Below are 25,780 nucleotides of genomic sequence, written 5' to 3' on the forward strand. Positions count from 1 at the left end.
CTCGAAGAGGCAGTCGTGGGGCGGGCAGAGGCGACGCAAGCGCCGCAGGGGCGAGTGAAGCGAGCGACGAGGAGCGTGGTTCGAGAGAGCAAACCTCTCTCGTCGTCACGAGACGCCTTCGGCGTCTCGAACGACAGCGAGCGTCTGCCCGCCCCGCGGCTGGGGCTCCGGCGGTGGTCACCCCAGATAGGCGCTAATAGACGAGGCCAACAGACGGCCGAGAAGTCGAGGTTTCGGGCGTACACGCGGACGGACGAACCGCTACACCCGAGCCGAGTTAAAAGAACGTCGCGAGCCCCAGCGCTTCGAGGAGCGGGACCCCGGCGGCGATCGAACCGATCAGATACCCACCGATCGCGCCGCCGTTCAACAGCGGGAGCCCCGCGTGCGCTCGCCCCCGAATCACCCACCGCATGAGGACGAGCAGCCCGCCGAGGGTCCCGACCATCGCGAGCAGCGCGGGGAGGTTGACGCCGAGGAGGGGGACGGCGAGGTTCGCGGCCGGTGAGAACGTCGCCGCGCTGGCGATCAGCACCGTCGGGATGACGGCGTCGCCGAGACCGATGAAGAAGGCGTCGCGGTCGCCCGGCTCGGGCGAGTCCGGAACCTCGCCTGCCGCGTCAGCGTCCGGGCTCGTGTCAGCCGCCGCGTCTACATCGCCTTCCGCTTCCGCGTCGGTTTCGCTGTCCGCATCGACCTCCTCGTCCGCGTCGACCCCCGCAGCCTCGTCGCTGGCCGCCTCTCCGTCGAGCAGGGAGTACGACACCGACAGCGGGATCACCAGCACGACCGGGATATTCAGGTCCATCACGCCCTCCGCGAGCGACAGCATGTGTTCGGTACCGTAGACGGAGACCGCGTCGTAGACGGCGAGGACGGCGAGGAGGATCAGCGCGGGCAACAGGCCGAAGGAGATACCGAACAGCCCGGCGGCGCCCGCGCCCATCAACACCCCCGCGGTGTCGATCACGTACCACTCGGGGTGGACGAGCAGGCCGACTGCGACCGCGACCGCGGGGACGGCCGCCGCGAGCGGCGGGACGAGCGCGGAGAACACGTACCACGAGAGCCACGCCGAGACGCCGACGATCAGCAGCCGGATCGCCCCGTCGAAGTCGTACCGGAACGCCGCCAGCATCACTCCGGTCATCGCGACGATGGCGACGACGTACAGCACGCTGTTCGCGGGGTTGTCGGGGTTCTCGACCGCCTGATAACCGCTCGCGGCGAACTCCGGGACCAGCGCCAGCGCGCCCACCTGAACGACCAGGAACAGCCCGACCACGAAGGCGACGCCGGGGTACTCGCGGGGGAACATTCGACCGTCGGTTCGTCGGCCGAGGGTTTCGTCCTTGCGCTTCGGGCCGCGGGCGCCGACGGTACCGACCGCTATCGAGGAATCGGCGGCGCACAGAGACGGGTTCGGGCTCGGTGTGGGAGCGGGTGGACCCGAACCCAAGCCGACGGACGACGGACGGTGGAAGCGAGTGGCCGGCCGGCCCGCCCGAAACGGGATGGGGCCGGCCGGATTCGTCCGCGGCGTTTACTTACTCAGCCGAGCGACGTAAGAACGTATCGCCCGAGTTATCAGCACGGATATTTTCATTGGCGGACCGGACGATGAGCCGTGGCGGAGGCTCACGGCTTGGAGACGACGGAAGGAGATGAGTCGAGAAGCGGTGGGCGAAAGGGGAGGAGTCGAGGAGCGATGGGCGAAAGGCGAGGCGGCGGGCGGCGGCCGGACAGCGGACCCCCGGGCTGTCGTCGGCGTCGCCGCCCGAGCGGTCGGGACGAGCGCGCGGATCGATTAACGCCGAATTCCAACGAGAAAAGCGTCGGTCTTCGGCAAAATAGGGTACGTGCCTCACGCGTATAAATGTGTGAGATCCGGATCCGGTCGAGGGGGCGTTCGTCGCGGGAGACGACGCGCCGCGAGCCGGCTCAGCGACGGTCGCGGAGCGCGGGGAACTCCTCGCGGACCGTCGCGACCCGCTCGGGGTCCACGGCGGCGGTGACGACGCCCGGTTCGTCGCCGACCGACGCGAGCGCGGTCCCCCACGGGTCGTACACCGCGCTCCGCCCGCAGAGTTCGTCGTCACCGAACCGACCGCTCCCGTTGACCGCGGCGACGTACGTCAGGTTCTCGATGGCCCGCGCCCGTCCGAGCGTCCGCCAGTGCTCGATCCGCGGATACGGCCACGCGCTCGGGACCAGCACGCACTCGACGCCCCGATCGGCCATCGCGCGGAACTGTTCCGGGAATCGGAGGTCGTAGCAGGTCGTCACCCCGACCGTGACGCCCGCGAGGTCGACCACCGGCGTCCGCTCGCCGGGCACCATCCGGTCCGTCTCCTCGGAGCCGTAGCCGAACAGGTGCCGCTTCCGGTAGACGAGCCGGCGCTCGCCGTCGGCGTCGAAAAGCACCGCGGCGTTCGCGAGCCCGGACTCGGCCGGGACCGCCAACCCGTCCGCGGCCGACGCCGACAGGTCCTCGACGACCGTGCCGGCGAGCACGGCCACGTCGTTCGCGTCGGCCGCGGCCGCGAACCGGGCGAGGCGGTCGCCGGCGAGGCTCTCCGCGGCGCGGCCGTACGAGTCGAACGCGAAGTACCCGACGTCGAACAGCTCGGGGAGGACGACGAGGTCCGCGCCCTCGGCGGCGGCCCCCCGGACGCGGTCGAGCGCCCGCGCGACGTTCGCCTCGACGTCGCCGCCCTCGACCGCCAGCTGGACGCCGGCGAGCCTCATGCCGGCGAGGCGAGCGAGGCCCGGAGCGCGTCCTCCAAGTTGTCCAGTTCGGCGTCGAAGTTGCGCTTGAAGAAGGACTCGACGCCGGGGAGGTTCCCGTCGACGACGAACTCGTTGGCGAGCCGGCAGCCGCCGTCGTCGGTCTCGGTGATCTCGTGTTCGCCGGTGACGCGGAAGGCCCGCGACTTCCCGACGAACTTCACTCGGTTCGGGGGGTCGCGCTCGACCTCCTCCGTCTCGACGTCGATCGTCGAGCGGATCATCGGTATCGGGAGCGCGACGTGCCAGGTCGCGGTTCGGTCGTCGTGAACTTCGAAGGAGTCGACCACGCTGATGGCGCCCGCGCGCTGCTCCGCGTCCGAGATGAACGCCCACACGTCGGCTGGCGGCGCGTCGAACTCGAACGTCCGGGAGACTCGAACGGTCATACGTCTCCGTTTAGGGCTACGGGTGTTAAAATTGCGCGTCGACGGAGTCGGTTGCGGGGAACGCGTCGGAACGAGACGGCGCCGACCCCGCGCGCCTCACCCGTCCGGCGTCACGCGCCACGTCGTCGACTTGGCCCGGCCCCACTTCTCGATGTCGACGTCGTCCGACTTCTCGGCGAGGCGGGGGAGCCGCGAGCCGACCTGTTTCGCGGTGAGTCCGATCGCGTCGGCGATCGTCTTCGAGCGAACGTACCGCTCACCACGGGTGACGCTGTCCGTGAGGTACGCGAGGATCCGCTGTTCCTCCTCGGTGTACTCACTCATTATCAGAGATACGCGTCTGACGTCCTTAACGGTTTCTCGTTTTCCGGACCGGTCCGCGCCGCGGACCGGTCAGCCGAACAGCTGGACGGCGCCGACGGCGAGCGTCGCGAAGACGAACGCGCCCGCGAACCCCCACGCTTTCCCGAGCTGCCCCGGGTACGCTAGCATCACCACGGCGCTGACGGCCGCGACGGCGCCGAGCGCGAGCGCGACGCCGACCTCTTTGTCCGATTCGATGGAAGCCTCGCTCATACGAACCGCTTCGCGGGGGGCCACTTAGTTCATACGAACCGCGTGACGGGGTGGCCGACGGCCACCGGATGCGGTCGGCGGCCGACGGCCGTCGCCCCTCACGCGGGGAGAGCGCCGCGATCAGATGATCTCGACGTGTTCGGACGCCTCGTTGAGGGCGAGATTCGCGGCGATCTCGGCGTTCCGCATGGCGTACTCGGCGGTGTGCTGGAGACTGACGAGCACCTCGCGGGTCATGAGCAGCGTCTCGTTGTCCAGGTCGTTCGGCAGCTCGTCGAGGATCTCCTGTTCGCGGTCCTCCAGCCGCGAGAACAGGTCGCGGCACTCGACGGTGAGGTCGTAGTCGCGCTCGACGACGGCGCGGACCGCGAGCGCGGTCAGCTCGTCCACCTGATCGGTGAACTCGCGGATCTGCCGCATCGTCGCGCTGTCGACGTCGAGGGTGTGCCCGTCGGCCTCCATCACGATCTCGGCGATGTCCTCCGCGTTGTCGGCGGTGAGTTCGAGGTTCTTCGCGACGGAGCGGTAGCCGATGAGCGGGAACCCCTCTTCCAAGCCCACGGCGCGCGCGAGGTTCGGGTTCTGGTAGGCGGTGAAGATGAGCCGCAACAGGAGGACGAAGATCTTGTTCGCCTGCCGCTCGCGGTTGAGCGCGCGCTGCGCGAGGTCGGGGTTGCCGTGCGCGAGCGCCTTCACGCCCTCGCCGCGCATGGTGGAGCCGGTGTTCTCCAGCCGTTCGAGGAGGTTGTCGAGGGTGAAGTCCTCGGGGTCGACGGAGCAGCGGATCGAGATGTCCTCGGGCGTCTCCTCGATGACGCCGAGCCCCATCAGCTGGGTCTCCGCCTTGTAGACGGCGTTGATATGTTCGCTGTCGAGCGCGCCCTCGCTGCGGACGTGGATCACGCGCCGCCCCAGCACGTACTGCGCGACGATCGCGCGTTCGAGCGAGCGCGCGTCGAGCGCGTCGGCGTTGATCACCGCCTCGGACTCCTCGGAGCTCACAGACTCGGGAAGCACCGTGAGGGTCCCCTTCCCACCCATTCGGAGCGACACCTCGTCGCCTTTGTTCACGCCGTGTTCCTGCGCCCACTCGGCCGGAAGGGTCATCGCCAGCGTCGACGGCCCCAACCGTTGGACCTTCCGCGTTTCCATACGCCACCGTATCGCGGGATAGACCTTAATCTTGTTCCCATGTTCATTATACGCAGCATCAAATATACAAGGTGATCGAGCCGGGCCGAAGGCCGACGGATGTCGACCGCGTCCGTCGACCGCGCAACAGCGCGTTCGATCCGCGCGTTTATGTCGGTCAGGAAGGGAGAGATGGTATGACCGAGCGGGTACTCGTCGTCGACGACTCCTCCTTCCAGCGGACCGTCGTCCGCGACGCGCTGGAAGACCGGTTCGAGGTCGTCGACGAGGCGGAAAACGGCGCTGAGGCGGTCGAGCTGTTCGAGGCGTACGAGCCGGACGCGGTGTCCATGGACGTCGTGATGCCGGAGATGACCGGGATCGAGGCGACCGCGGCGATCAAAGACCGGTGGCCCGACGCGGTGATCGTGATGTGTACGAGCGTCGACCAACAGGAGAAGATGATGGAGGCGGTGAAGGCGGGCGCCGACGGCTACGTGACGAAGCCGGTCGACGCTGCGGAACTGGTCGGCGAGTTCGAGAGCCACCTCGGGTAAACGCCCTTTCGGAGTCGAGTCTCGACGAGGAGAAGTGTGTTCCCGCGGGGACGGTCAGGCGGGGTCGAACGAGCGGAGGATCGCTGCGAGCGCGCTCGCGAGTTCCTCGAACCGGTCTATCTCCATCGAGTCGGTGGTCGCCCAGACGCCGTGGTCGTTCGCGATCACGCGCGTGAGGTAGCCGTTCTCGAACACGCGAACCGTGAACCGGTAGTCGCCGAGTTGGGTGTCCGCGTACATCGACTGCGCGTGGAACCCCTGTCGCTCGTTCTCGGCGAAGCCGACGAGATCGGCGGTCTGGCTCAGGTCGCTGCGGAGGTACAGCTGGTCGATGTCGTCGTGCGTGAAGTAAGTGAGGCTCCGCAGTTCGTCGCCCGTCGCCGTGCGAGCGGCGCTGAGCAGTTCGTCGACGCGTGCGTTCGAGGGCTGAGACATACACACATGATCAGTGTTCACATACATGAGTGTGGGTGGTCGCGGCACCCACGGACGCGGCGCCGGCGAAGGCGACGACGCCCGGAGGGGACCGTCGCGGCGGCGAGGAGGGACAGAGTTTAGCGACTCCCCCGTGATCGCTCGTCTGATGACCGATCACGACGGCGTCTGCGTCCTGTTGCCGACGATGAACGAGGCCGAGACGGTCGCACGCGTCGTCGCGGACTTCCGGGACGCCGGATTCGAGAACGTCTTGGTTATCGACGGCGGCTCGACGGACGACACGCAGTCGATCGCCCGCGATTCCGGCGCGCGCGTCGTCGAACAGTCCGGCCGCGGGAAGGGGCAGGCGGTCAGAGAGGCGGTCCGCGACCACGTCGAGGCCCCGTACGTGCTGATGGCGGACGCCGACGCCACGTACGACGCGGACGACGCGGCGGCGATGCTCGACCCGCTCTTCGACGGCGAGGCCGAACACGTCGTCGGCGATCGCTTCGCGGACATGCGCCCGGGTGCGATGACGCGCCTGAACCGGGTCGGCAACCGCCTGATCAACCTCGCGTTCCGGGCGATCCACCGCGAGGACTACGGCGATATCCTCTCGGGATACCGCGCGTTCACCCGCGAGTCGTTCCTGCGGCTCCACCTCACCGCGGACGGGTTCGGTATCGAGACCGAGATGGCCGTCGAGTGCGTGAAGAACCGCGTCCCGGTCGCCGTGGTCCCGATCACGTACCGAGAGCGGCCCGGCGGCTCCGCGACGAACCTTCACCCTGTCCGGGACGGCGGGGTGATCTTCCTAGAGCTGTACCGGAAGGCCAAGACGAACAACCCGCTGTTCTACTTCGGGAGCGTCGGCGTGGCGTCGACGGCAGCGGGAATCGCCATGGCGTCATTCGTGCTGTACCGGTACCTCGCGTTCGGGATCAGTCACGAGGTGGTCGCCGTCGGCGCGGTCGGCGCGACGATCCTCGGGATCCAGCTGCTCGTGTTCGGCTTCCTCGCCGACATGATCCACACCCTCCACCGCGAGCAGATCGCACGCTACGAGCAGGCCGTCGGCGGCGGAGCGACAGGGGGCTCTGCGGCGGCCGGCGACGGCGGGGATGCCTCCAGACCGGACGAAACTCCCGAAGCGAGAGAACCGGAGCGGTGACCCGGCGAGAGCCTGACGCGGTCGGCGAGCGAGACCGACGCGACGGTTAAGCTGGGGAGGGCGAGGACGACCGACGAACACCGAACCGGAGAGCGGCGGACGACGATCCGCCTCGCGAGGGCAGACGACCGAAGCCGACTCGCACGCCGCGATGACGGGAGAGACGCTGTCTACGTTTCGCTTCGGAGAGGGACAGAAAACCATATTTCTGGTAAAATGTGCGTTCCAATCATGAATACGTCCCTAAGACCGGCGATCACTAACACGGATGTAAGATGATCGTCCCTAACAACTATCCATAAGTCTGAAGTTTTTTATACACACAATCTTACTACTTGGTATGCCACGGCGAAACATTGAGAATCGTGATGATTCCCGGCATATCGGCCGGCGACAATGGCTCTCCGCGCTCGGCCTCGCCGGCGCCGTAACGCTCGCCGGCTGTTCCGGAAACGGCGGTGACGGGTCGGACGGCTCTGACGGCGGTGGCGGCGGGGGCGGCGAAGTCGAGGTTCCCGATTTCCCCCGGTTCGGGGTCGGTGACCTCTACGGATCGGAGGTCGCTCGCAACCTGGCACGGGAGGCGTTCGAGGAGTCGGAATACGACTACGGCTTCGACGGGGACGTCATGGTCAACCCCGAAGGAGACCAGGTCGAGATCGACATCTATCACAGCGCCGCCTCCGAGACCAACCAGCTCCTCGCGGAGTTCATCGCACAGGAACTCGAGAACAACCTTGGTATCAGCGTCACTCCCGAAGCGATCGACGGGACTCGGTTCAGTAACGAGTACTACTCGGGCGACCCCGAAGGCGGGACGGATACGGTTAACGGCGAAGAGGTGGAGTGGTCGAACCCCGGACCGCGGAACCCGGGGCCGCGCTCCGTCACGAGCAACGAGGCGTGGGATATGTCGGTCAACTTCGGGCTGAACACGTACCCGCTCAACCCCCTCACGAACCAGACGTTCTTCGACGGGGCGAACGCGAACTTCAACCCGGTCGGCTACTACCCGCAGTTCGACGTCGAGTCCCTGTTCGAGCAGGCGAGGCAGGCGACGAGTCGGGACGAGATCCGGCAGGCGTTCGTTGACATCTTCGCGAACCTCGCGCGCGAACAGCCCTACATCATGCTCACTCTGGGCGACGATATCATCGGGTACAACCCCGACCTCACCGGTCCGATCGAGAACTTCTCGAACGGCTGGGACCTCCCGGCGTGGCACATCGACGACCCCAGCGTGTCGGGCTCGTACGACACGGTCACGGGAGCCAGTTTCAACACGCTGAACCCGCTGTACAACAACGAGTCCGGGGCCGGAACGGCCATCGAGCGCGCGATCGATCCCGGCTACACGTTCGACGAGAACCAGGAGTACTTCCCGCTTTTGTACGACATGTCCACGGAGGACGGCGAGGTGTGGACGTTCGAACTCCGTGATAACCTCCAGTTCAGCGAGCCGTACGGGCAGGTCACCGCCGAGGACTTCGTCTATCAGATCCAGGAGGTCCAACAGGCCGATTGGGCGAACACCGCCGACTCGGACAGCTGGGAGGGCGTCGAAGTCGAGCAGACCGGGGAACTCGAGTTCGAGGCGACGCTGGAAACGTCGAACGTGCTGTGGCCCCAGACGTACGACCCGTACCTCTACCCGATTCCGCGTGCCCTCCTCGAACCGTACGTCGAGGAGGAGGACGTGGAGGGGCTCCAGCAGGACGAGGAGCTCCTCGAACTCCAGTTCTCGGGGAACCTCGGGCCGTTCGAACTCGAAGAGTGGAACCGCGGCTCGGGTACCGAGTACGTCCGGAACGACGAGTACTACCTCCGGGACATCGACGAGGGGCCGGACCTGTTCTCCGAAGGGCCGCTCTTCGAGGAGGCGTCGATCAGCGTCGTTCAAGAGCAGGCGTCGCGTCTCGGTGCGCTCGAGACGGGCGAGGCGGACGCGGCGGCGATTCCGCCGGAGCAGTACGAGTCGTACAGCGAAGACGATAACGTGACCGTCCGGCAGGTCCCCACGCCGTACAACACGATCATCTCCGTGAACCAGCGCGCGAACGGGTGGAACACCGGTCCGGGCAACATGTTCCAGCTCGTTCCGTTCCGCCAGGCGATGGCGGCGGCGATCGGCAAAGAGGAGCTGATCCAAGGGGTCTACCGCGGACTCGCCTCCTCCCACTTCACCTGGCAGCCCCGCTGGTCCGAGTTCTACCCGTCGACGGACGAGTAAGAGCGAGCCACCCCGTTCTCACCCTACCGACTTACACATCACATGGGATTTGGAAGGTACGTCACCGCTCGGGTTCTCTGGGCAGCAGTCGTATCGCTCATTATCGTCACGATCACGTTCCTGCTGCTCTCGGCCGCGCCGAACCCGGCCGTCCAGCGGGCAGCGACGCAGGCGGCGCTTCAAGGCGGCGATCCGGCGGAGGCGGCCGAGCGGGTACGCGAGCTGCGCGGGCTCGATCAGCCGCTTCACGTCCGGTATTTCGACTTCATCCGGAGCGTGTACACGCTCGACTGGGGCTGGTCCGTGAGTCGGAGCCAGCCCGTGATGGAGGCGGTCACGCAGGCGCTGTACTACACCGCGCAGTACTCGATTCCGTGGACCATCCTCACGATCACCTTGGGGCCGCTCGTCGGCGTCTACTCCGCCGCGAACATGTACAGTTGGAAGGACCACGCGGCGACCGGGTTCGCCTTCTTCGGCTACGCCATCCCGAACTTCTTCTTCGGGATCATCCTCCTGTTGATCTTCGGCGTGTGGCTGGAGGTGATACCGGTGATCTACAACACGAGCGCACCGGTGTTCAGCGTGGAGAACGCGATCCAGCTGTCGGTCCCGGTGTTCGTGTTGGTCACCGGGTCGATCGGCGCCGTCATGCGCGTCTCCCGGAACGAGTCCGCGGAGTTCCAGAACGCCGACTTCATGAAGACGGCAAAGGCGAAGGGGGTCTCCCCGCTTCGTGCGTACGCGTATCACGTCATGCGACCGACCCTCGTCCCGCTCTCGACGACGCTCGTGGGACAGCTCCTCGCGCTGTTCCTCGGGTCGTCACTCCTCGTCGAGGTCGTGTTCGGTATCCCCGGGCTGGGACGGTTGACTTACGAAGCGCTGCTCGCGCAGGACACGAACCTCGTGTTGGGGACGACGCTGTTCTTCACCTTCGTCGCCGTCATCGGGAACCTCCTCGAGGACATCGTGTTCACCGTGCTCGACCCGCGGATCAGCTACGATGACAGGTAACATAACCGAAAACAATGGCAACTGAAGACTCCGAACGGTTCGATCAAGTCGACTGGAACGACCTCTCGCGGTCGGGGCGGTTCGATCTGTCGACCAACTCGATCGGGATGCTGCTGACGACCCTGCCGCTCGCGCTGCTCGGCGTGTACGACTGGCGGTTCACCGGCCAGCGCACCCCGACCTTCGAGTTCATCGGCCTCGAACGGAACTTGGAGAGCCTCGACTTCTTCTTCATCTTCACGCTGTTCCTGGCGTTCTGGTACCTCGTCTTGCCGCTGTACCAGAACCCGCGGATGACGCGGTACTACTGGAAGGAGTTCAAGCGCAACCGCCCCGCGGTCGTGAGCCTCGGCTGGCTCGGCATCGTGTTCGTCGGCGGGCTCGTCGGCCCGCTCGTCATGAACGCGCCGCAACAGGACCTGTTCATCGCCTACCAGCCGCCGGTGTTCACCTCGGTCGTCGACACGACACCGGCGACGTGCGTCGGCGAGGTGATGAACGGACGGTGCTACGGCACCTGGCAACACCCGCTCGGGACCACGCAGGGCGGGAAGGACGTGTTTACGATGATCGTCTACGGGATGACGATCAGCATGCAGATCGCCTTCATCACGACGACCATCGTCGCCACGATCGGGATCTCGTTCGGGACGCTCAGCGCGTACGCCGGCGGGTGGGTCGACGAAATCATGATGCGGTTCGTCGACATCATCCTCTCGTTCCCGACGTTCCTGATGTTCCTGCTCATCCTGTACATCTACGGGGCCGGACTGGGGATGTTCATCGTGGTGTTCTCGCTGTTCGCCTGGGGCGGGACCGCCCGCTACATCCGGAGCAAGTCGCTGTCGATCTCCGAGGAGGAGTTCATCAAGGCGAGCCGGATCAGCGGCGCGAGCACGTACCAGGTGATCCGCGGACACGTCGTGCCGAACGCGGCGAGCAGCATCATCACCCAGCTCACGCTGCTCATTCCCGGCTTCCTGCTCGCGGAGGCCCAGCTCGCGTTCCTCGGGATCGGCGACTCGACGGTGCCCTCGTGGGGGCAGCTCATCTCCGCCGGGCGGAGCGACCTCTCGTTCGCCCCGTGGATCGTGTTAGCGCCGGGTATCGTGCTGTTCCTGACCATCCTCGCGTTCAACTTCCTCGGTGACGCGCTGTTGGACGCGCTGAACCCCGAAGCGGAGGCGGAGAACGAATAATGGCCGACGATCAGCCACTACTCGAGGTCGAAAACCTCACGACGACGTTCAGCACCGACAACGGAACGCTCACCGCGGTCGACGGGATCGACTTCAGCGTCGACACCGGCGAGACGGTGTGTATCGTCGGCGAGTCGGGGTCCGGAAAGACGGTCGCGACGGAGTCGATCACGCGGATTATCAACACCCCGCCGGGAGAGATCGAGGGGACCGTCCGGTACGACGGGCGCGACCTGCTGTCGCTCCCCGAATCGGAGCTTCAGAACATCCGGGGCAACGAGATCGCACACATCTTCCAGAACCCGCAGGAGGCGATGAACCACTGCTACACGGTCGGGTGGCAGATCACCGAGGCGCTCCAGATCCACCAGGACGTCTCCGACGACGAGGCCCGCGCGAAGGCGGTCGACCTCATGGACCGCGTCGGGATCGCGAACGCGAGCTCGCGGTTCGACGACTACCCGCACGAGTTCTCCGGCGGACAGAAGCAGCGCGTGATGATCGCGATGGCGCTCGTCGGGGACCCCGACCTGCTCATCGCCGACGAGCCCACGACCGCGCTCGACGTGACCGTCCAAGCGCAGATCCTGCGGCTCCTCGACGACCTCCAAGAGGAGTTCGAGATGGGAATCCTGTTCGTCACGCACGACCTCGGCGTCGTCGCGGAGATCGCCGACCGGATCGTCGTGATGTACGCCGGGAAGGTGATGGAGCGGGGCGGCGTCCTCGACATCTTCGATCATCCCGGGCATCCGTACACACAGCAACTGCTGGAGTGTTTGCCGGAGTTCGGGGGATCCGGCGGCGGCATTCCGGGGACGCTCCCGGACCCGCACGACCCGCCGGACGGCTGCCGGTTCGCTCCGCGGTGCGAGTACGCCGAGGAAGCGTGTCGCACCGGCGACCAGCCGGACGAGGTCGAGGTGGCGCCGGGCCAGGAGGTCTCCTGCGTCCACTACGGGCCGGGCGGCAACCCGTCGGTAGTCAGGAGCGACGGGCTCGGACCGGGCGACGGAGCGGCCGACGGCGACAGCGAGGTGGGTCCCGCCGATGACTGAGCCGCTGCTCTCGGTCCGCGACCTGAAGAAACACTACCCGATCCGGAAGGGGCTCTTCAACCGGAAGGTCGGCGCCGCCCGCGCCGTCGACGGGATCAGCTTCGACATCGAAGAGGGCGAAACGCTCGGACTCGTCGGCGAGTCCGGGTGCGGGAAGTCGACCGCGGCGAGTTCGGTGATCCACTTGGAGGAGCCGACCTCGGGCGAGGTCATCTTCAACGGGAACGGACGCGGGGGCGCGACGCGCGACCCCGACGGAACCCACCCCAACGACGTGACGCAGTTCGACGACGACGAGATGATGGCGTTCCGGCGGGGCGCCCAGATGATCTTCCAAGACCCGTCGTCGAGCTTCGACCCGCGGGTGTCCGTGGGGAACGCCGTCGGCGAGCTGCTCAAGGTACACGGGATGAGCGACCGCCACCGGCGTCGCGCCATCGTCGAGGACCTGCTCGAACGCGTCGGGCTCTCGGCGAGCGACTTCGACCGGTACCCGCACGAGTTCTCTGGCGGGCAGAAACAGCGGATCGCGCTCGCCCGGGCGCTCGTGTTGAACCCGGACCTCATCATCGCCGACGAGCCGGTGAGCGCGCTCGACGTCTCCATCCAGGCGGAGATACTCTCGCTGATCAACGACCTCCAAGACGAGTTCGGGCTGTCGCTTCTGTTCATCAGCCACGACATGTCCGTCATCCGCCAGATCTGTGACCGCGTGGCCGTGATGTACCTCGGCGAGATAGTCGAGATCGGCCCGGTGGAGGAGATCTTCACCGACCCGCAACACCCATACACCGAGGCGCTGCTGTCCTCGATCCCGACGCCGGACCCGCGCGCGAGCGTCGGCGGCATCGAGCTGAAGGGCACCGTGCCGAGTCCGACGAACCCGCCGAGCGGGTGTCGGTTCCACACCCGGTGTCACAAGGTGATCCAACCGGACGGCGTCGACGTCGATCAGGCTGACTGGCGCGGGCTGTTGAACTTCCGCGACAAGGTCAGCGCGGGCGAGGTCGACGTCGAACAGGTCCGCGAGAACATCGCCGCCGGCGGCTCCGACCCGACCGACGCGGAGGTCCAGACGGAGATCCGCCGGGAGTTCGACATCGGGGAGACCGTCGACGACCCCGACCTCGAACGGACCCTCTCGGAGGCGCTGGATCTCCTGATCGACGGGAACGACGAGCGGGCGGGAGAGGTCTTGCGAAACGCGATCACGACGCCGTGCGCCGAGACCGAGCCGGAACGGACGGTCCACACGCCGGACCACGAGTCCGCCTGTCTCCGACACAAGGGTCAGGCGGCCGCGGAGCCGAACCCCGCGGACGACTGATCCCGGCCGCGACCGAGCCGGGACCGCTCACTCGGTCGTCGACGCGAGCGACGCCGGGTCGATCCGCCGCGGCTCCGGTACTGGTTTTCCCGCCGGAGCGACCGCCACGTCGCCGCGAGACTCGTCGCCAGACGCGTCTCCGCCGCCCGTCGCCGCGAGCACCGCCGTTCCGCCGGCGGAGAGCGGGGCGACGAGGCCGGCGGCGAGCGCCGAGGGGTCGGAGAAGGGTGCTCTGAGGACGACTCGCGTCTCGTCTCCGATCCCGGCGGCCTCGACCGCGGCCGCGGCGCGCGAACAGAGGTCGCGGTGGCTGACCGACAGGTCCGCCCCGCGGACGACGGCGTCGTCGGGGGCGATGTCGCTCGGCGGCATCCCGGGGTTCTCGCTCCACAGCTCCTGTTCCCAGTGCGTGGTGTCGGGACGCTCGGGCGAGCCGCCGAAGGCGGCGAGGTTCGTTCCTGGCGCCGGATCGAGCGCGGCCGCGGTCGCGACCGGTGCGAGGACGACGCGGTCGCCGGCGTCGATCCCCGCCGCCGGGTCGAACCGGACCGGCGCCCCGACGGCGGCCGCGCCGAGGAACGCGAGCGTCGTGTGGAATCCCGGAATCGGCTCGACGGCCACGGTCGCGCCCGTCCGGACGCCGAGGTACCGGAGCACGTTCGCCGCCTTGTAGCCGTTCGTGATCAGGTCGTGGGAGGTCCGTTCCCGGCCGTCCGGCGTCACGAGCGCCACGTCGCGACTGCGTCGGTCGCGCGCGAGGAGTTCGCCGACGAGTTCCATACTCGGTTCTCGGAACGCGCGCGTCTTAACGCTGCGGCGTCCTGGAGGCGACCCCGCGGCCCGACCGGACTGCGTCGGGGCGGCGTCAGGGCGCGCCGGCGATCACCATCTTCGAGCCGTCGGCCGAGAAGGCGAGGTCGCGGGTGGACTCCGGGTCGACCCGGACCGCGTCGCCGGGCGCGAGGGCGACGGCGTCCCCGTCGACGGTGAGCGTCGCCTCGCCGTGGAGCAGCAGGTACACCTCCTCGTGGTCGGCGTCGCCGTGGTCGTGTTCCATCCCCTCCCAGCCGTCGTCGGCCTCGACGACGGTCACGCCGAGCCGCTCGCAGTCGAGCGCCTCTCGGAGGAAGAACATCCCGGGCGCGCGCGGTTCCACGTCGTCGTAGGCCGTCGTGTCGTAGCCCATGCGCTGACCGTCGCCGCGAGGGATCGAAAAGCTACGGGCCGTGAGGGAAGAGGCGCGGCGCCGCGAACGCCACTCAGAAGGAGCTTTTTAGCTTCTCGAAGAAGCCGCCGCCGACGTCGATGTCCTCGCCGCCGGCCTCCGCGAACGCCTCCAGCGCCTCGCGCTGCTCGTCGTTGAGCGACTCGGGCACGACGACGGCGACCTGGACGTAGAGGTCGCCGCGACCGCGACGACGGAGGCGGGGCATCCCTTTGCCCTGAAGCCGGAAGGTCTCGCCGCTCTGGGTCCCCGCGGGGACATCCATCTCGACCGTTCCGTCGACCGTCTCCACCTCGACGGTGTCGCCGAAGACGGCCTGCGGGAAGGATATCGCCTCGTTGACGCGGAGGTCGTCGCCGTCGCGCTCGAACCGGTCGCCGACGTCGACATCGACCTCGATGAGCAGGTCGCCTCTCGGGCCACCGTTCTCTCCGGGCGCGCCCTCGCGCTCCATCCGGAGGCTCTGCCCGGAGCGAATCCCGGCCGGGATCTCGACCGACAGCGTCGCCTCCTCGCGGACGACGCCGTCGCCGCCGCAGTCGGCGCAGTCCTCGCTGTACAGCTCGCCCTCGCCCTCGCAGCGGGGACACGTCGACGTCTGCTGGACGCGCCCGAGCGGCGTCTGCTGGACCTGCTGGACCTGCCCGCGGCCGTTACACTGCGGGCAGGTCTCCACGTCGGCGTCCGGGGGATGCCCCGCGCCGCCGCAGGTGTCGCACTCGGTCGGTCGCGTGAGCGTGACCTCCTTGGTCGCCCCGTTGAACGCCTCTTCGAGGTCGATCGTCAGTCCGGTCTTGAGGTCGCGCCCCTGCCGCGGGCGGTTGCCGCCGCCACCGCCGCCGCGGCCGCGACCGCCGCCACCGAAGAACTGGTTGAAGATGTCCTCGAACCCGCCGGCGCCGCCAGCGCCGCCGGCCCCGCCGAAGGGACCGCCGGCGCCGCCCGGACCGGCACCGCCGCCGGTCGCGCCGCGCTTGTCGGCCTGGGTGAACCGATCGTGGCCCATCTGGTCGTACTGCTGGCGCTTCTGCTCGTCGGTGAGCACCTCCTTAGCCTTCTGGATCTTCTTGAACCGCTCCTCGGCGTTCTCGTCGTCGCTGACGTCGGGGTGGTGTTCGGCGGCCTGCTTGCGGTACGCCTTCTTGATCTCCTCCTCGCTGGCGTCCCGCGACACGCCGAGGACGTCGTAGAAATCTTCGGTCATGCGTTGCGTTTGTTAATTGGTGTTGATCGACGGGTCGATTTAAGCGGCGGGGTCGAGGCGTCGAGCGTCGGGTGAGAGGGCGTTACTCCTCGTCGTCGTCTACGTCCTCGAAGTCGGCGTCGACGTACTCCTCGTCGTCCGCGTCGCCGCCGGGACCGGCACCGCCGGGGCCCGCCGCACCGCCCGGACCGCCCGGACCGCCAGCGCCGCCCATCCCGCCGGGACCGGCGCCGCCCGCGCCGCCCGGACCGGCCTGCGCGGCCTGTCCCTCGTACATCTGCTTGCCGATCTCCTGGAGCTCCTCGGTGAGCGCCTCGGTCACGGACTCGATCTCGTCGGTCTCGGCGTCCTCGTCTTCGAGCACGTCCTCGACATCCTCGATGGCCGCCTCGATGTCGGCGACGAGCTCGTCGTCGTCGAGCTCCTCCTCGTTCTCCTCGAGGAGCGTCTCGGCGCGCTGGATCGTCGTCTCGGCCTCGTTGCGGGCCTCGATCCGCTCGCGGCGGGCCTCGTCCTCCTCGGCGTGCTTCTCCGCCTCCTCCTGCATCTGGTCGATCTCCTCGTCGGAGAGGCCGACGCCGCCCTCGATGGTGATCGACTCGGCGTTGCCCGAGCCCTGATCCTCGGCCTCGACGTTGACGATGCCGTTCTCGTCGATGTTGAACGAGACCTCGATCTGCGGGGTGCCCGCGGGCGCCGGCGGGATGCCGGACAGCTGGAACGCGCCGAGCAGCTCGTTCTCCTCGGCGATCTCGCGTTCACCCTGGAACACGCGGACGTTGACGGAGGTCTGGTTGTCCGCGGCGGTCGTGAACACCTTCGACTCCTCGGTCGGGATCGTGGTGTTCTTCTCGATGAGCCGCTCGAAGAGGCCGCCCTTCACCTCGATGCCGAGCGAGAGCGGCGTCACGTCCAGCAGGACGATGTCGTCGACGTCGCCGGAGAGCACGCCGCCCTGGACCGCCGCGCCGAGCGCGACCGCCTCGTCCGGGTTGACGTTCTTCTTCGGCTCCTGACCGACGAGCTCCTCGACCTTCTCCTGCACCTGCGGCATCCGGGTCGAACCGCCGACGAGGATGACCTCGTCGATGTCCGACTTCGCGTAGTCGGCGTCGGCGAGCGCCTGCTCGGTCGGCTCGACGGTGCGCTCGATGAGGTCCGCGGTGAGGCTCTCGAACGTCGCGCGGGTGACGGACTGTTCGAGGTGGACCGGACCGCTGTCGGTCGCGGTGATGAAGGGGAGGTTGACTGTCGTCTCCTTCTTGTTCGACAGCTCGATCTTCGCCTCCTCGGCGGCGTCCTTCAGGCGCTGGAGCGCCTGCCGGTCGTCGCGGAGGTCGATCCCGTGGTTGTTCTGGAACTCGTCGGCGAGGTGGTCGATGAGCGCCTCGTCCCAGTCGTCGCCGCCGAGGTCGTTGTCCCCGTTCGTGGCGACGACCTCGTAGACGCCGCCGCCGAGGTCGAGGACCGACACGTCGAACGTGCCGCCGCCGAGGTCGTACACGAGGCCGGTCTGGTCGGACTCGTCGTCGAGCCCGTACGCCATGGAGGCGGCCGTCGGCTCGTTGACGATGCGCTCGACGTCGAAGCCGGCGATCTCGCCGGCGTCCTTCGTCGCCTGCCGCTGCTTGTCGTTGAAGTACGCGGGGACGGTGATGACCGCCTTCTCGACGTCGTCGCCGAGGTACTCCTCGGCGTCGCGTTTGATCTTCTGGAGGATCATCGCCGAGACCTGCTCCGGCGTGTACTCCTCGTCGCCGATCTCGACGGTGTAGTCGCCGTCGCCCATGTGCCGCTTGATCGACTGGATCGTGCGGTCGGGGTTCTGGACGGCCTGGTTCTTCGCCGGCTTGCCGACGAGGCGCTCGTCGTCGTCGGCGAATGCGACGACCGAGGGCGTCGTCCGGTCGCCCTCGGCGTTGGCGATGATCTCGGGCTCGTCGCCCTCCATCACCGCGAACGCGGAGTTGGTGGTACCGAGGTCGATACCGAGAATTTTGTTGCTCGCCATCTTGGTCACAGATAGCGGCTTGTTTCGGTTAAAGGTTACTAGACGCCGCGATCTCCCCGGGAGAAGAAAGCCGCCGCCGTCGTGCGTTTTCTCGATCGTGTGAGTCGCTCACATCGATGTTTTTATACCGATCCGCAAACGCAGCGCCGGTCTCGGGCTCGCGGACGCGAACCGGCCCGGACTCGCCGGCTCAGATCCCGCTCACGAGGTCTTCGAGGACCGCCTCGGGGTCGTCGGCCTTCGCGACGCCGGAGGCCAGCAGGACGCCGGCGGCCCCGAGGTAGCCGGCGGTCGACACGTCCTCGCCGGTGGAGACACCGGCGCCGCAGAACACGTCAACCGCGGGGTCGACGGCCTCGGCGGCCGCGACCGCGTCCTCGACGATACCCGGGTCCGCGGTGGCGACGGAGACATCGCCGCCGATGAGCTCCGGGGGCTCGACCGCGACGGCGTCAGGGCCGAGCGCGGCGGCGGCGCCGACCTGCGCGGGGTTGTTCGCGCAGACGATCGTCTCCAGGTCAGCGCGCTCGGCCGCGCGGACCGAACCGTCGATGTCGGCGAGCTTCAGTCGCTTCTCCGAGTGGTTGATCAGGGTCCCCTCGGCGCCGTTGTCGGCGGTGGCCTCGGCGAGCGTCGAACCCGTGTGCGAACCGTGCTCGTTCGGCGAGACGTGCTGCGCCCACGTCTCAACGCCCGTCTCGGCGACGCGGGCGAGGTCGGCCGCCTGCGGCGAGACGGCGATCCGCGCGCCGGACGCCTCGGCGACGTCGCGGGCCGCGGTCGCTACCTCGATCGGATCGCACGGGTACGCCTTGAGGTTCACCAGGATGAACATACCTCTACTCGGGGAGCGCGGCGCAAATAGGTTCGTGCTTCGCGACGCTCGCTCGGGGTCCCGTCGTTTCGACCCCTCACAACCCCGGGAACCGGGCGACCCGGGGGGCGGAGAGCAGAAACGACCTTATACCCCGATGCTGTGGGTCCGACAAGAGATGTCCCTCATCGAGCTCATCGCCGGCGTGGAAGCCCACGAGGCCACGCTGACCGTGTTCAACGCAGAACCGGCGGTTACGGAGGAGCTCCGGGAGTATTTCGCCGACCGCAACGTCCGGATCGTCGACGATCAGACCGCCTCCGGACCGGAGGCGTTCGCCGTGCTGGCGCGGGACGGCGAGTTCGTCACGGGCGTCACCGTGGACGAGCTGCTGCCGGGGCGGGGCGGAGACGAGGGGGAGACACCCGCGGAGCGAGGTGAGACGCCCGGCAACGTCGGGAAGCCGGTGTTGGATCACCTCGACGAGACGATGTTTACCTCCTACTCCCGCGAGGACATGGTCGCCGCGTCGCGGGAGATCGAGGACCGCGCCTGGCGGGTCGGCGACGGAGAGCTCCACGCGGGGTTCCAGACCCTCGACGTCCTCACCGGGGAGGCGGACACCTACGACCTGCTCGGCGAGAAGGACCGGCTCGACGTCCACGCGTACGCCGCCGCCGAGGGCGACGCACCCGACGTCGGCACCTACACGGTCCACGTCGGCGAGACCGCCGAGATCCGCGAGACGTGGTTCGTCGCGTACGACGGGGGCGGCTACGAGGACGCCAAGTGCGCGCTGCTCGCCGAGGAGCGCGCGCCCGGCGAGTTCTACGGGTTCTGGAGCTACGACCCCGAGACGGTCGACTACATCATCGACTACCTGACCGAGCGGTACGGCGGATCGGAGCAGACGGACGGCGGCGGCGCGACCGTCTGAGGGGCGGGAATAACGAGTACGGCGGGGCCGGAGCGTCGTCGCGGCTCAGTCCTTCCGCTTGACGACGTCGCCGAGCGTCATCGTGCCGGCGTCGTCCGTCTCCCAGTCGGCGTCGTCGGTCGACTGCCCCTCGACCAGCGAGATGTCGAGCGCGCGCTCGAGCTTGCGCTGGACCTCGTCGGTCGGGAGCGTGTCGGCGCGTTCGAGCTTGCGGATGAGGCTCGCCTTCTCGTTGAGCTGGTCGGCCAGCTCCTCCTGGCTCAGCCCGCGCGACTCCCGCGCATCGCGGATCAGCTCGTCGTAGTCGGTGGCGATCTCGTCCATGTCGTCGAACATGTCGCGGGGGCGAGTCGAGCTCCCCGACGAGCCGCCGGAGCCGGACGATCCGGACGACGAAGACGACTTCCCGGTGCTGGAGCTGGTGGAGTACTTGCCGCCGCCGGAGCTCGTCGACTCGTCGCGGACCTCGGTGCCGAAGTCCGTACACGAGCTACAGAGCTCCAGCTCGGCGCCTTCGACCTTCGTCGTCGTCAGCGAGGCCTCCTCGGCGCCGCACATCTCACACTGGGGCATACGCGACGCTAGCGCTCCCGATGGTATAAAGGGTGTGCCGCGGCGCCGGGCGCGGGTCACGCCGGCGAGGCCCCGACCGCAATCGTGCCGCTGTCGGTACCGACTTGTCGCCGCGGCCGGCAGGACTGGTATGGACGTCCACGTCACGCGCTCGACCCTGCGAGGGACCGCCCGCGCGCCGCCGTCGAAGAGCTACACCCACCGCGCGCTGCTCGCCGCCGGCTACAGCGACGGCGCGACCGTCGAGTCGCCGCTGGTGTCCGCGGACACGCGAGCGACCGCCCGCGCCGTCGCGGCGTTCGGCGGTTCGGTCGCGCGCGCCGGAGACGGGAGTTCGACCGCCGAAGGCGAGCCCGACCTGACGGGCGCCGACGCGCTCTCGGTCGAGGGGTTCGGCGGCCGCCCCGCCGTCCCCGACGACGTGATCGACTGCGCGAACTCTGGGACGACGATGCGGCTGGTCACCGCCGCGGCCGCGCTCGCGGACGGCACCACCGTCCTCACCGGGGACGAGTCGCTCCGCTCGCGCCCGCAGGGTCCGCTCCTCGACGCGCTCGCCGACCTCGATGTCCGCGCGGAGTCGACGCGGTCGAACGGGCAGGCCCCGCTCGTCGTGACCGGCCCGCTCGCCGGCGGCGAGGTCGCCATCCCCGGCGACGTCTCCTCGCAGTACGTCACCGCGCTGCTGATGGCGGGCGCCGTCACCGAGGAGGGGATCGAGGTAGAGCTCACGACCGACCTCAAGTCGGCGCCGTACGTCGACATCACGCTCGAACTGCTCGCCGACTTCGGCGTCGAGGCGACCCCGGTCGACGAGGACGGCGATCCGCTCGACGGTGCCGCGGGCGCCGCGGGGTTCTCGGTCCCGGGCGGACAGACGTACGCGCCGAGCGACGAGACGTACGCGGTCCCCGGCGACTTCTCCTCTATCTCCTACCTCCTCGGCGCGGGCGCGGTCGCGGCCGCGCCCGGCGAGCCGCTCCGGATCGAGGGCGCCCGGCCGAGCGCGCAGGGCGACGCCGCGATCGTCGAGATCGTCGAGCGCATGGGCGCGCCCGTCGACTGGGACCGCGAGGCCGGCGCGATCGCGGTCGAGCGCAGCGATCTCTCCGGCGTCACCGTCGACGTGGGGGGAACGCCCGACCTGCTCCCGACGATCGCCGCGCTCGGCGCGGTCGCGGACGGGGAGACGCGGATCGAGAACTGCGAGCACGTCCGCTACAAGGAGACCGACCGGGTGTCCGCGATGGCCGAGGAACTCGAAAAGCTCGGCGCCGAGACGACCGAAGGGCGGGACGTACTCATGATTCACGGAGGCGAAAGCGATCTCGTCGGGGCGACCGTCGACGGCCGAGCCGACCACCGGATCGTGATGGCGCTGTCCGTCGCCGCGCTGGCGGCCGAGGGGACGACGACCGTCCGCGGCGCCGAACACGTCGATGTCTCCTTCCCCGGCTTCTTCGACGCGATGGCCGACCTCGGGGCGACCGTCGAGCGCGGGGACGCGCGGGGAAGGGAATAGTTATAGCCGTTCGCAATCCACACAATAGTATATGGTGGCAGACAGCAGATGAGCGGTGACCCGGCGTCGAACGGAGCGGCGGACGGACCGAACGCGGCGGTCGTCGTCGGCGTCGTGTTCTCGGCGATCGTGGTGCTCACCGTGATCGCGTACACGGTGACTGTGACCACGGTCAACCTGCTTGCCGTCGACCTGCTCGCGTACCCGGTCGGCGGGGTCGCGCCGTTCGTCGTGATCACTGGGGCCATTCTCACGATCCCGATAATGATTCCGACCGCGCTGATCTCGATGAAGCGACTCGGCTGACCGCGGTCGCGGCGTCATCCGGTCACCGCTCGAAGCGCGACGGTCGCCGCCGAATCCGGACCGACGGCTACACAAGCCCACCGGACCGACACACGCGTATGGACGACATCGACGTCGAGCCCGTCGACCGGGTCGACGAGGCCGACGACGACACCACGGTCGAGCCCGCGGAGACGGACGAGGAGCTGACCGTCGACGAGGAGCTTGCCGATCTGCCCGCGAGCGTCGACGCGCCCGACTACGTGCTGTACGGCGGGAAGGGCGGCGTCGGAAAGACGACGATGGCGGCCGCGACGGGGCTCGCCTCGGCCGCGGGCGGCGTCCGGACGCTCGTCGTCTCGACCGACCCCGCGCACTCGCTGTCGGACACCTACGAGACCGAGATCCCCGCCGAGCCGGCGCGCATCCGCGAGGACGTGCCCCTGTACGCCGCCGAGATCGACCCCGACGCCGCGGTCGACGAGGGGATGTTCGGGGCGGACGGCGACCCGCTCGGCGGGCTCGGCGAGATGGGCGACGCGATGGGCGGCATGGGCGGCGAGGGGCCGATGGGCGGCGCCGAGGGCGAGGACGGCGAGGGGCTCGGCGGACTCCTCGGCGGCACGATGCCCGGCGCCGACGAGGCGGCGGCGATGCGCCAGCTGCTGGAGTACCTCGACGACCCGCGGTTCGACCGCGTCGTCGTCGACACCGCGCCGACCGGTCACACGCTCCGCCTTCTCCAACTGCCGGAGATCATGGACTCGATGCTCGGGCGCGTGATGAAGCTCCGGCAGCGCTTCTCCGGGATGATGGACGGGATCAAGGGGATGTTCGGCGGCGGCGAGGACGACCCCGACCCCTCGGCGGACCTCGAGGAGCTCCGCGAACGCATCGAGCGACTCCGAGCGGTCCTGCGCGACCCCGCGAAGACGGACTTCCGCGTCGTGATGATCCCCGAGGAGATGAGCGTCGTCGAGTCCGAGCGGCTCGTCGCGCGGCTCGACGAGTTCGGAATCCCGGTGAACACGCTCGTCGTCAACCGTGTGATGGAGGGCGTCGGCGACGTGACCGGCGGGAACGGGGCCGGGATCGACCCCGACTGGGTGGTCGAGCCCAACCCCGACACCTGCGAGTTCTGCGCCCGCCGGTGGGAGGTCCAGCAGAGCGCGCTCCGCCAGGCGACGGACCTGTTCCGCGCCCGGGACGTGAAGCGGGTGCCGCTGCTCGCGAACGAGGTCCGGGGTGAGGCCGCGCTGCGGGTCGTCGCGGCCTGTCTGGACTGAGCGGTCCGACTACGGCTCACGTCCGGCGCTACTCGGTCGCGCTCCCGAAGATCCGGTCCCGGACCAGCTCCGCGACGCCCGCGAGGTGCGCCTGTCCGAACAGCCCGACCAGCACCGCGCCCGCGGTGTTGTACATGAGATCGAGCACGGTGTCGTCGAGCCCGTGCTGCGCGAGCGGCATGTCGATGCCGGTCTCGGTCGCGACGATGTCTAAGCCGAACTCGAACAGCTCCCAGAGCACGCCGAACGCGAGGACGATGAGGACGATGAAGACGAACGCGAACCGCGACGGGATCCGGATCCCGTCGCTGTGGAGGTCGACTGCCCGGAGCGTCGTGTAGCCGACTGCGGCGACCAGGGAGGCCGACAGCGCGTGCGTCATGTGGTCCCACCACTCGACGCGGGCGTAGAACCCGGCCGAGCCGACCGTGTGGAGGAACACGGCCGTCGTGATCCACAGGGCGAGCCACGGGTCGAGCGGGAGGTCGTACCGGCGCTCGAGCGCCGCGGGGACCAGCGTGACGAGGAGCGCAATGACCCCGTTGCTTACTGCCTTCTGCTCGCCCGCGAGGAAGCCGTACGCGACGATGCCGACGAGCAGGACCTGCATCGCGCCCGTGAGTCGACGCTGCGACGCGAGCGACAGCCGAGGGAGCAGCGTCATCGCCGCACCACCCGGCGGATGACGCGACGGAGGAGGCGTCCCCGGCGGCGGAAGTAGCCGTCGAAGAGGAGTCCGGCCGCGATCCCGGCCAGCGTGACGTACATGTACTCGGTCATCAGCGCGTCGTTCGTCGTCAGGTACGCGGTGCCGACGCGCTGGTCGAGGTTCCAGCGCAGCACCGTCCACACCGCCGCCGTCGCCAGCGTCGTCATCACGACGAAGGCGACCGCGAACCAGTGGGTGAGCCGCAGCGACGTGAACATGTGGAGGTCGACGGCGATCACGAGCGCCAGCGCCGCGATGGCGACGTACGCCGCGAACGTCCCTAACTCGCCGCCGAGGAGCGCGCCCACGAGGACCGGGAGCAGCGCGAGGCCCACCAGCTCGGCCGGGAGCATCGTCCGCCAGTCGCGAGCCGCGACCGTGGGCGCGAGCAAGACGCCGCCGAGTCCGACCGCGATCGCCGCCGACAGCAGGTCGTAGTCGAGCGCGCTCTCGACGAGGACCCCGCCCAGGACGGCGATCATCGCCCACGCGACGAGGGCGTTGAGCCGGCCGTCGCGGATCAGCTGCGTGAGTCTGTCCTCGACGGATCCCAGCGTGCCGGCGAGTTCTTCGCCGGACTCCCCGTCGCCGACGCTCGCGTCGGAGCCGGTCTCGGCGTCGCGGCGTCGGTCTCCGTCCATGTCCGGTACCGAGGCCGGGGAGGATTATAAGCTGTCGCTCCGGATCAGCGGTGGGCGCGACGGTGTACGGCGGCGAACGGGTCCCGAGACCGGCGGCGAACGGACGCGCTTTTATCTTCCACGGCCGTGTTGTCGGTATGAACTGTCGGCGGTGTGGGACCCCGTTAGAGAAGCCGGGGGACTACTGTTTGACCTGTAACACCGCCAACGCCGACGCGGTCGTCGCCGAGTTCGACGCCGACCGCGCGCACCTGACGATGTTGGACGAGGACGCCGTCGTCGGCGAGACGACGATCACCACGCGCCCGGAGGACACCGAGCGCCTGACGGAGGTCCAACTGCGGAACTTCGCGGGGCGCGTCGCCGACGAGATCCGACGCAAGCGACCGGAGACCGTCTACGCCGCCGGCGAGCGCGAGCCGCTCCGCGAGACGCGCGCGCAGCTCCACCACGAGTTCTACCGGGTGCCCGACGGCGGCGCCGGCGGGAGCGACCGAGACGGGACAACGTCGAGCGACCCCGCAGACGACGGCGGGAAGCCGGACGTGAGCCCCCTCGTAGAGTGGGTGCTCGACCGTCGCGGCGACCGGTCGCTGGCGGTGGTCGAGACCCCGCCGCGCGAGAAGATCGGCGGGTCGCACTCGACGCTCATCGGCGACCGCAAGGGGCGGAAGGCCGTCCAGACCGTCGCGGAACACCCGCACGTGAAGA

Annotated in this window: 27 protein-coding genes; 12 read left to right on the top strand and 15 right to left on the bottom strand. The window is 68.7% G+C overall.

The window, feature by feature from the left end; all coding sequences use genetic code 11:
- Positions 1 to 277 precede the first annotated feature (277 nt).
- The 6 genes from B9G38_RS05130 to B9G38_RS05155 all read right to left on the bottom strand — a co-directional run bounded on the left by B9G38_RS05130 (position 278) and on the right by B9G38_RS05155 (position 4,904).
- Positions 278 to 1,318: a presenilin family intramembrane aspartyl protease PSH gene (locus tag B9G38_RS05130; protein WP_086219702.1), complete on the bottom strand. Its 1,041-nt coding sequence runs from the start codon at positions 1,316 to 1,318 to the stop codon at positions 278 to 280.
- Between the two features lie 623 nt (positions 1,319 to 1,941).
- Positions 1,942 to 2,748, bottom strand: a complete 807-nt coding sequence (locus B9G38_RS05135; protein WP_049931255.1) for a carbon-nitrogen family hydrolase — start codon at positions 2,746 to 2,748, stop codon at positions 1,942 to 1,944.
- Positions 2,745 to 3,176, bottom strand: a complete 432-nt coding sequence (locus B9G38_RS05140; RefSeq protein WP_086219703.1) for a CoxG family protein — start codon at positions 3,174 to 3,176, stop codon at positions 2,745 to 2,747. The genes B9G38_RS05135 and B9G38_RS05140 overlap by 4 nt, the downstream gene beginning before the upstream one ends.
- Positions 3,177 to 3,272: 96 nt before the next feature.
- Positions 3,273 to 3,500 carry a hypothetical protein gene (locus B9G38_RS05145; protein ID WP_004598402.1) on the bottom strand — a complete coding sequence of 76 codons (228 nt, stop codon included), beginning with the start codon at positions 3,498 to 3,500 and terminating at the stop codon, positions 3,273 to 3,275.
- A 69-nt stretch (positions 3,501 to 3,569) separates the two neighbouring features.
- Positions 3,570 to 3,752: a hypothetical protein gene (locus B9G38_RS05150; RefSeq protein ID WP_086219704.1), complete on the bottom strand. Its 183-nt coding sequence runs from the start codon at positions 3,750 to 3,752 to the stop codon at positions 3,570 to 3,572.
- Positions 3,753 to 3,872: 120 nt separating this feature from the next.
- Positions 3,873 to 4,904 (bottom strand): phosphate uptake regulator PhoU, encoded by a 1,032-nt coding sequence (locus B9G38_RS05155; RefSeq protein ID WP_049931258.1) that lies wholly within the window; start codon positions 4,902 to 4,904, stop codon positions 3,873 to 3,875.
- Positions 4,905 to 5,080: 176 nt separating this feature from the next.
- On the opposite strand from B9G38_RS05155, the gene B9G38_RS05160 reads away from it, so the two are divergent.
- On the top strand, positions 5,081 to 5,440 hold the full coding sequence (locus B9G38_RS05160; RefSeq protein ID WP_086215864.1) for a response regulator: 360 nt from the start codon (positions 5,081 to 5,083) through the stop codon (positions 5,438 to 5,440).
- A 54-nt stretch (positions 5,441 to 5,494) separates the two neighbouring features.
- On the opposite strand, the gene B9G38_RS05165 is transcribed toward B9G38_RS05160, so the two are convergent.
- Positions 5,495 to 5,875 carry a hypothetical protein gene (locus tag B9G38_RS05165; RefSeq protein ID WP_086219705.1) on the bottom strand — a complete coding sequence of 127 codons (381 nt, stop codon included), beginning with the start codon at positions 5,873 to 5,875 and terminating at the stop codon, positions 5,495 to 5,497.
- Between the two features lie 148 nt (positions 5,876 to 6,023).
- Between B9G38_RS05165 and aglJ the strand changes: the two genes are divergently transcribed.
- From aglJ to B9G38_RS05195, 6 genes are all read left to right on the top strand, one after another.
- Entirely contained in the window at positions 6,024 to 7,031 is a 1,008-nt protein-coding gene (gene aglJ / locus B9G38_RS05170; RefSeq protein WP_086219706.1) for an S-layer glycoprotein N-glycosyltransferase AglJ, read from the top strand.
- Positions 7,032 to 7,371: 340 nt separating this feature from the next.
- Positions 7,372 to 9,261 carry an ABC transporter substrate-binding protein gene (locus B9G38_RS05175; RefSeq protein WP_049931264.1) on the top strand — a complete coding sequence of 630 codons (1,890 nt, stop codon included), beginning with the start codon at positions 7,372 to 7,374 and terminating at the stop codon, positions 9,259 to 9,261.
- Positions 9,262 to 9,303: 42 nt separating this feature from the next.
- Positions 9,304 to 10,278: an ABC transporter permease gene (locus B9G38_RS05180; protein ID WP_049931266.1), complete on the top strand. Its 975-nt coding sequence runs from the start codon at positions 9,304 to 9,306 to the stop codon at positions 10,276 to 10,278.
- A gap of 14 nt (positions 10,279 to 10,292) precedes the next feature.
- Positions 10,293 to 11,477: an ABC transporter permease gene (locus B9G38_RS05185; RefSeq protein WP_049931267.1), complete on the top strand. Its 1,185-nt coding sequence runs from the start codon at positions 10,293 to 10,295 to the stop codon at positions 11,475 to 11,477.
- Positions 11,477 to 12,535 (top strand): ABC transporter ATP-binding protein, encoded by a 1,059-nt coding sequence (locus B9G38_RS05190; protein WP_049931268.1) that lies wholly within the window; start codon positions 11,477 to 11,479, stop codon positions 12,533 to 12,535. The genes B9G38_RS05185 and B9G38_RS05190 overlap by 1 nt, the downstream gene beginning before the upstream one ends.
- Positions 12,528 to 13,862, top strand: coding sequence for an ABC transporter ATP-binding protein (locus B9G38_RS05195; RefSeq protein ID WP_086219707.1), 1,335 nt, complete (start codon positions 12,528 to 12,530; stop codon positions 13,860 to 13,862). The genes B9G38_RS05190 and B9G38_RS05195 overlap by 8 nt, the downstream gene beginning before the upstream one ends.
- A gap of 27 nt (positions 13,863 to 13,889) precedes the next feature.
- Here the strand turns inward: B9G38_RS05195 and B9G38_RS05200 are convergent, their stop codons facing one another.
- The 5 genes from B9G38_RS05200 to tpiA all read right to left on the bottom strand — a co-directional run bounded on the left by B9G38_RS05200 (position 13,890) and on the right by tpiA (position 19,137).
- Complete coding sequence (locus tag B9G38_RS05200; RefSeq protein ID WP_049931270.1) at positions 13,890 to 14,642, bottom strand: hypothetical protein; 753 nt, start codon at positions 14,640 to 14,642, stop codon at positions 13,890 to 13,892.
- An 85-nt stretch (positions 14,643 to 14,727) separates the two neighbouring features.
- A complete protein-coding gene (locus tag B9G38_RS05205; RefSeq protein ID WP_086219708.1) occupies positions 14,728 to 15,048 on the bottom strand; it encodes a cupin domain-containing protein in 321 nt (106 codons plus the stop codon).
- Positions 15,049 to 15,121: 73 nt separating this feature from the next.
- Positions 15,122 to 16,291, bottom strand: coding sequence for a molecular chaperone DnaJ (gene dnaJ / locus B9G38_RS05210; RefSeq protein ID WP_049931272.1), 1,170 nt, complete (start codon positions 16,289 to 16,291; stop codon positions 15,122 to 15,124).
- 82 nt (positions 16,292 to 16,373) lie between these two features.
- The gene (dnaK, locus tag B9G38_RS05215; RefSeq protein ID WP_198945656.1) at positions 16,374 to 18,302 is read right to left on the bottom strand and encodes a molecular chaperone DnaK; all 1,929 of its coding nucleotides are present in this window, start codon (positions 18,300 to 18,302) and stop codon (positions 16,374 to 16,376) included.
- Positions 18,303 to 18,492: 190 nt separating this feature from the next.
- Positions 18,493 to 19,137 carry a triose-phosphate isomerase gene (tpiA, locus tag B9G38_RS05220; RefSeq protein ID WP_086219710.1) on the bottom strand — a complete coding sequence of 215 codons (645 nt, stop codon included), beginning with the start codon at positions 19,135 to 19,137 and terminating at the stop codon, positions 18,493 to 18,495.
- Positions 19,138 to 19,294: 157 nt separating this feature from the next.
- On the opposite strand from tpiA, the gene B9G38_RS05225 reads away from it, so the two are divergent.
- On the top strand, positions 19,295 to 20,053 hold the full coding sequence (locus tag B9G38_RS05225) for a DICT sensory domain-containing protein (RefSeq protein ID WP_086215858.1): 759 nt from the start codon (positions 19,295 to 19,297) through the stop codon (positions 20,051 to 20,053).
- A gap of 45 nt (positions 20,054 to 20,098) precedes the next feature.
- On the opposite strand, the gene B9G38_RS05230 is transcribed toward B9G38_RS05225, so the two are convergent.
- On the bottom strand, positions 20,099 to 20,626 hold the full coding sequence (locus tag B9G38_RS05230) for a multiprotein bridging factor aMBF1 (RefSeq protein ID WP_049931276.1): 528 nt from the start codon (positions 20,624 to 20,626) through the stop codon (positions 20,099 to 20,101).
- A 130-nt stretch (positions 20,627 to 20,756) separates the two neighbouring features.
- Between B9G38_RS05230 and aroA the strand changes: the two genes are divergently transcribed.
- From aroA to B9G38_RS05245, 3 genes are all read left to right on the top strand, one after another.
- Complete coding sequence (gene aroA / locus B9G38_RS05235) at positions 20,757 to 22,148, top strand: 3-phosphoshikimate 1-carboxyvinyltransferase (RefSeq protein ID WP_086219711.1); 1,392 nt, start codon at positions 20,757 to 20,759, stop codon at positions 22,146 to 22,148.
- A gap of 48 nt (positions 22,149 to 22,196) precedes the next feature.
- Positions 22,197 to 22,454, top strand: coding sequence for a hypothetical protein (locus B9G38_RS05240; RefSeq protein WP_049931278.1), 258 nt, complete (start codon positions 22,197 to 22,199; stop codon positions 22,452 to 22,454).
- Positions 22,455 to 22,552: 98 nt separating this feature from the next.
- Positions 22,553 to 23,719: a TRC40/GET3/ArsA family transport-energizing ATPase gene (locus tag B9G38_RS05245; protein ID WP_086219712.1), complete on the top strand. Its 1,167-nt coding sequence runs from the start codon at positions 22,553 to 22,555 to the stop codon at positions 23,717 to 23,719.
- A 28-nt stretch (positions 23,720 to 23,747) separates the two neighbouring features.
- On the opposite strand, the gene B9G38_RS05250 is transcribed toward B9G38_RS05245, so the two are convergent.
- Positions 23,748 to 24,383, bottom strand: a complete 636-nt coding sequence (locus B9G38_RS05250; protein ID WP_086215855.1) for a hypothetical protein — start codon at positions 24,381 to 24,383, stop codon at positions 23,748 to 23,750.
- Complete coding sequence (locus B9G38_RS05255; protein WP_086219713.1) at positions 24,380 to 25,069, bottom strand: hypothetical protein; 690 nt, start codon at positions 25,067 to 25,069, stop codon at positions 24,380 to 24,382. The genes B9G38_RS05250 and B9G38_RS05255 overlap by 4 nt, the downstream gene beginning before the upstream one ends.
- A gap of 137 nt (positions 25,070 to 25,206) precedes the next feature.
- Here B9G38_RS05255 and B9G38_RS05260 point away from each other — a divergent pair.
- A partial coding sequence (locus tag B9G38_RS05260) for a DUF2103 domain-containing protein (protein WP_086219714.1) occupies positions 25,207 to 25,780 on the top strand: 574 nt, incomplete at its 3' end.

It is taken from the genome of Halorubrum sp. SD612 (assembly GCF_002135005.1).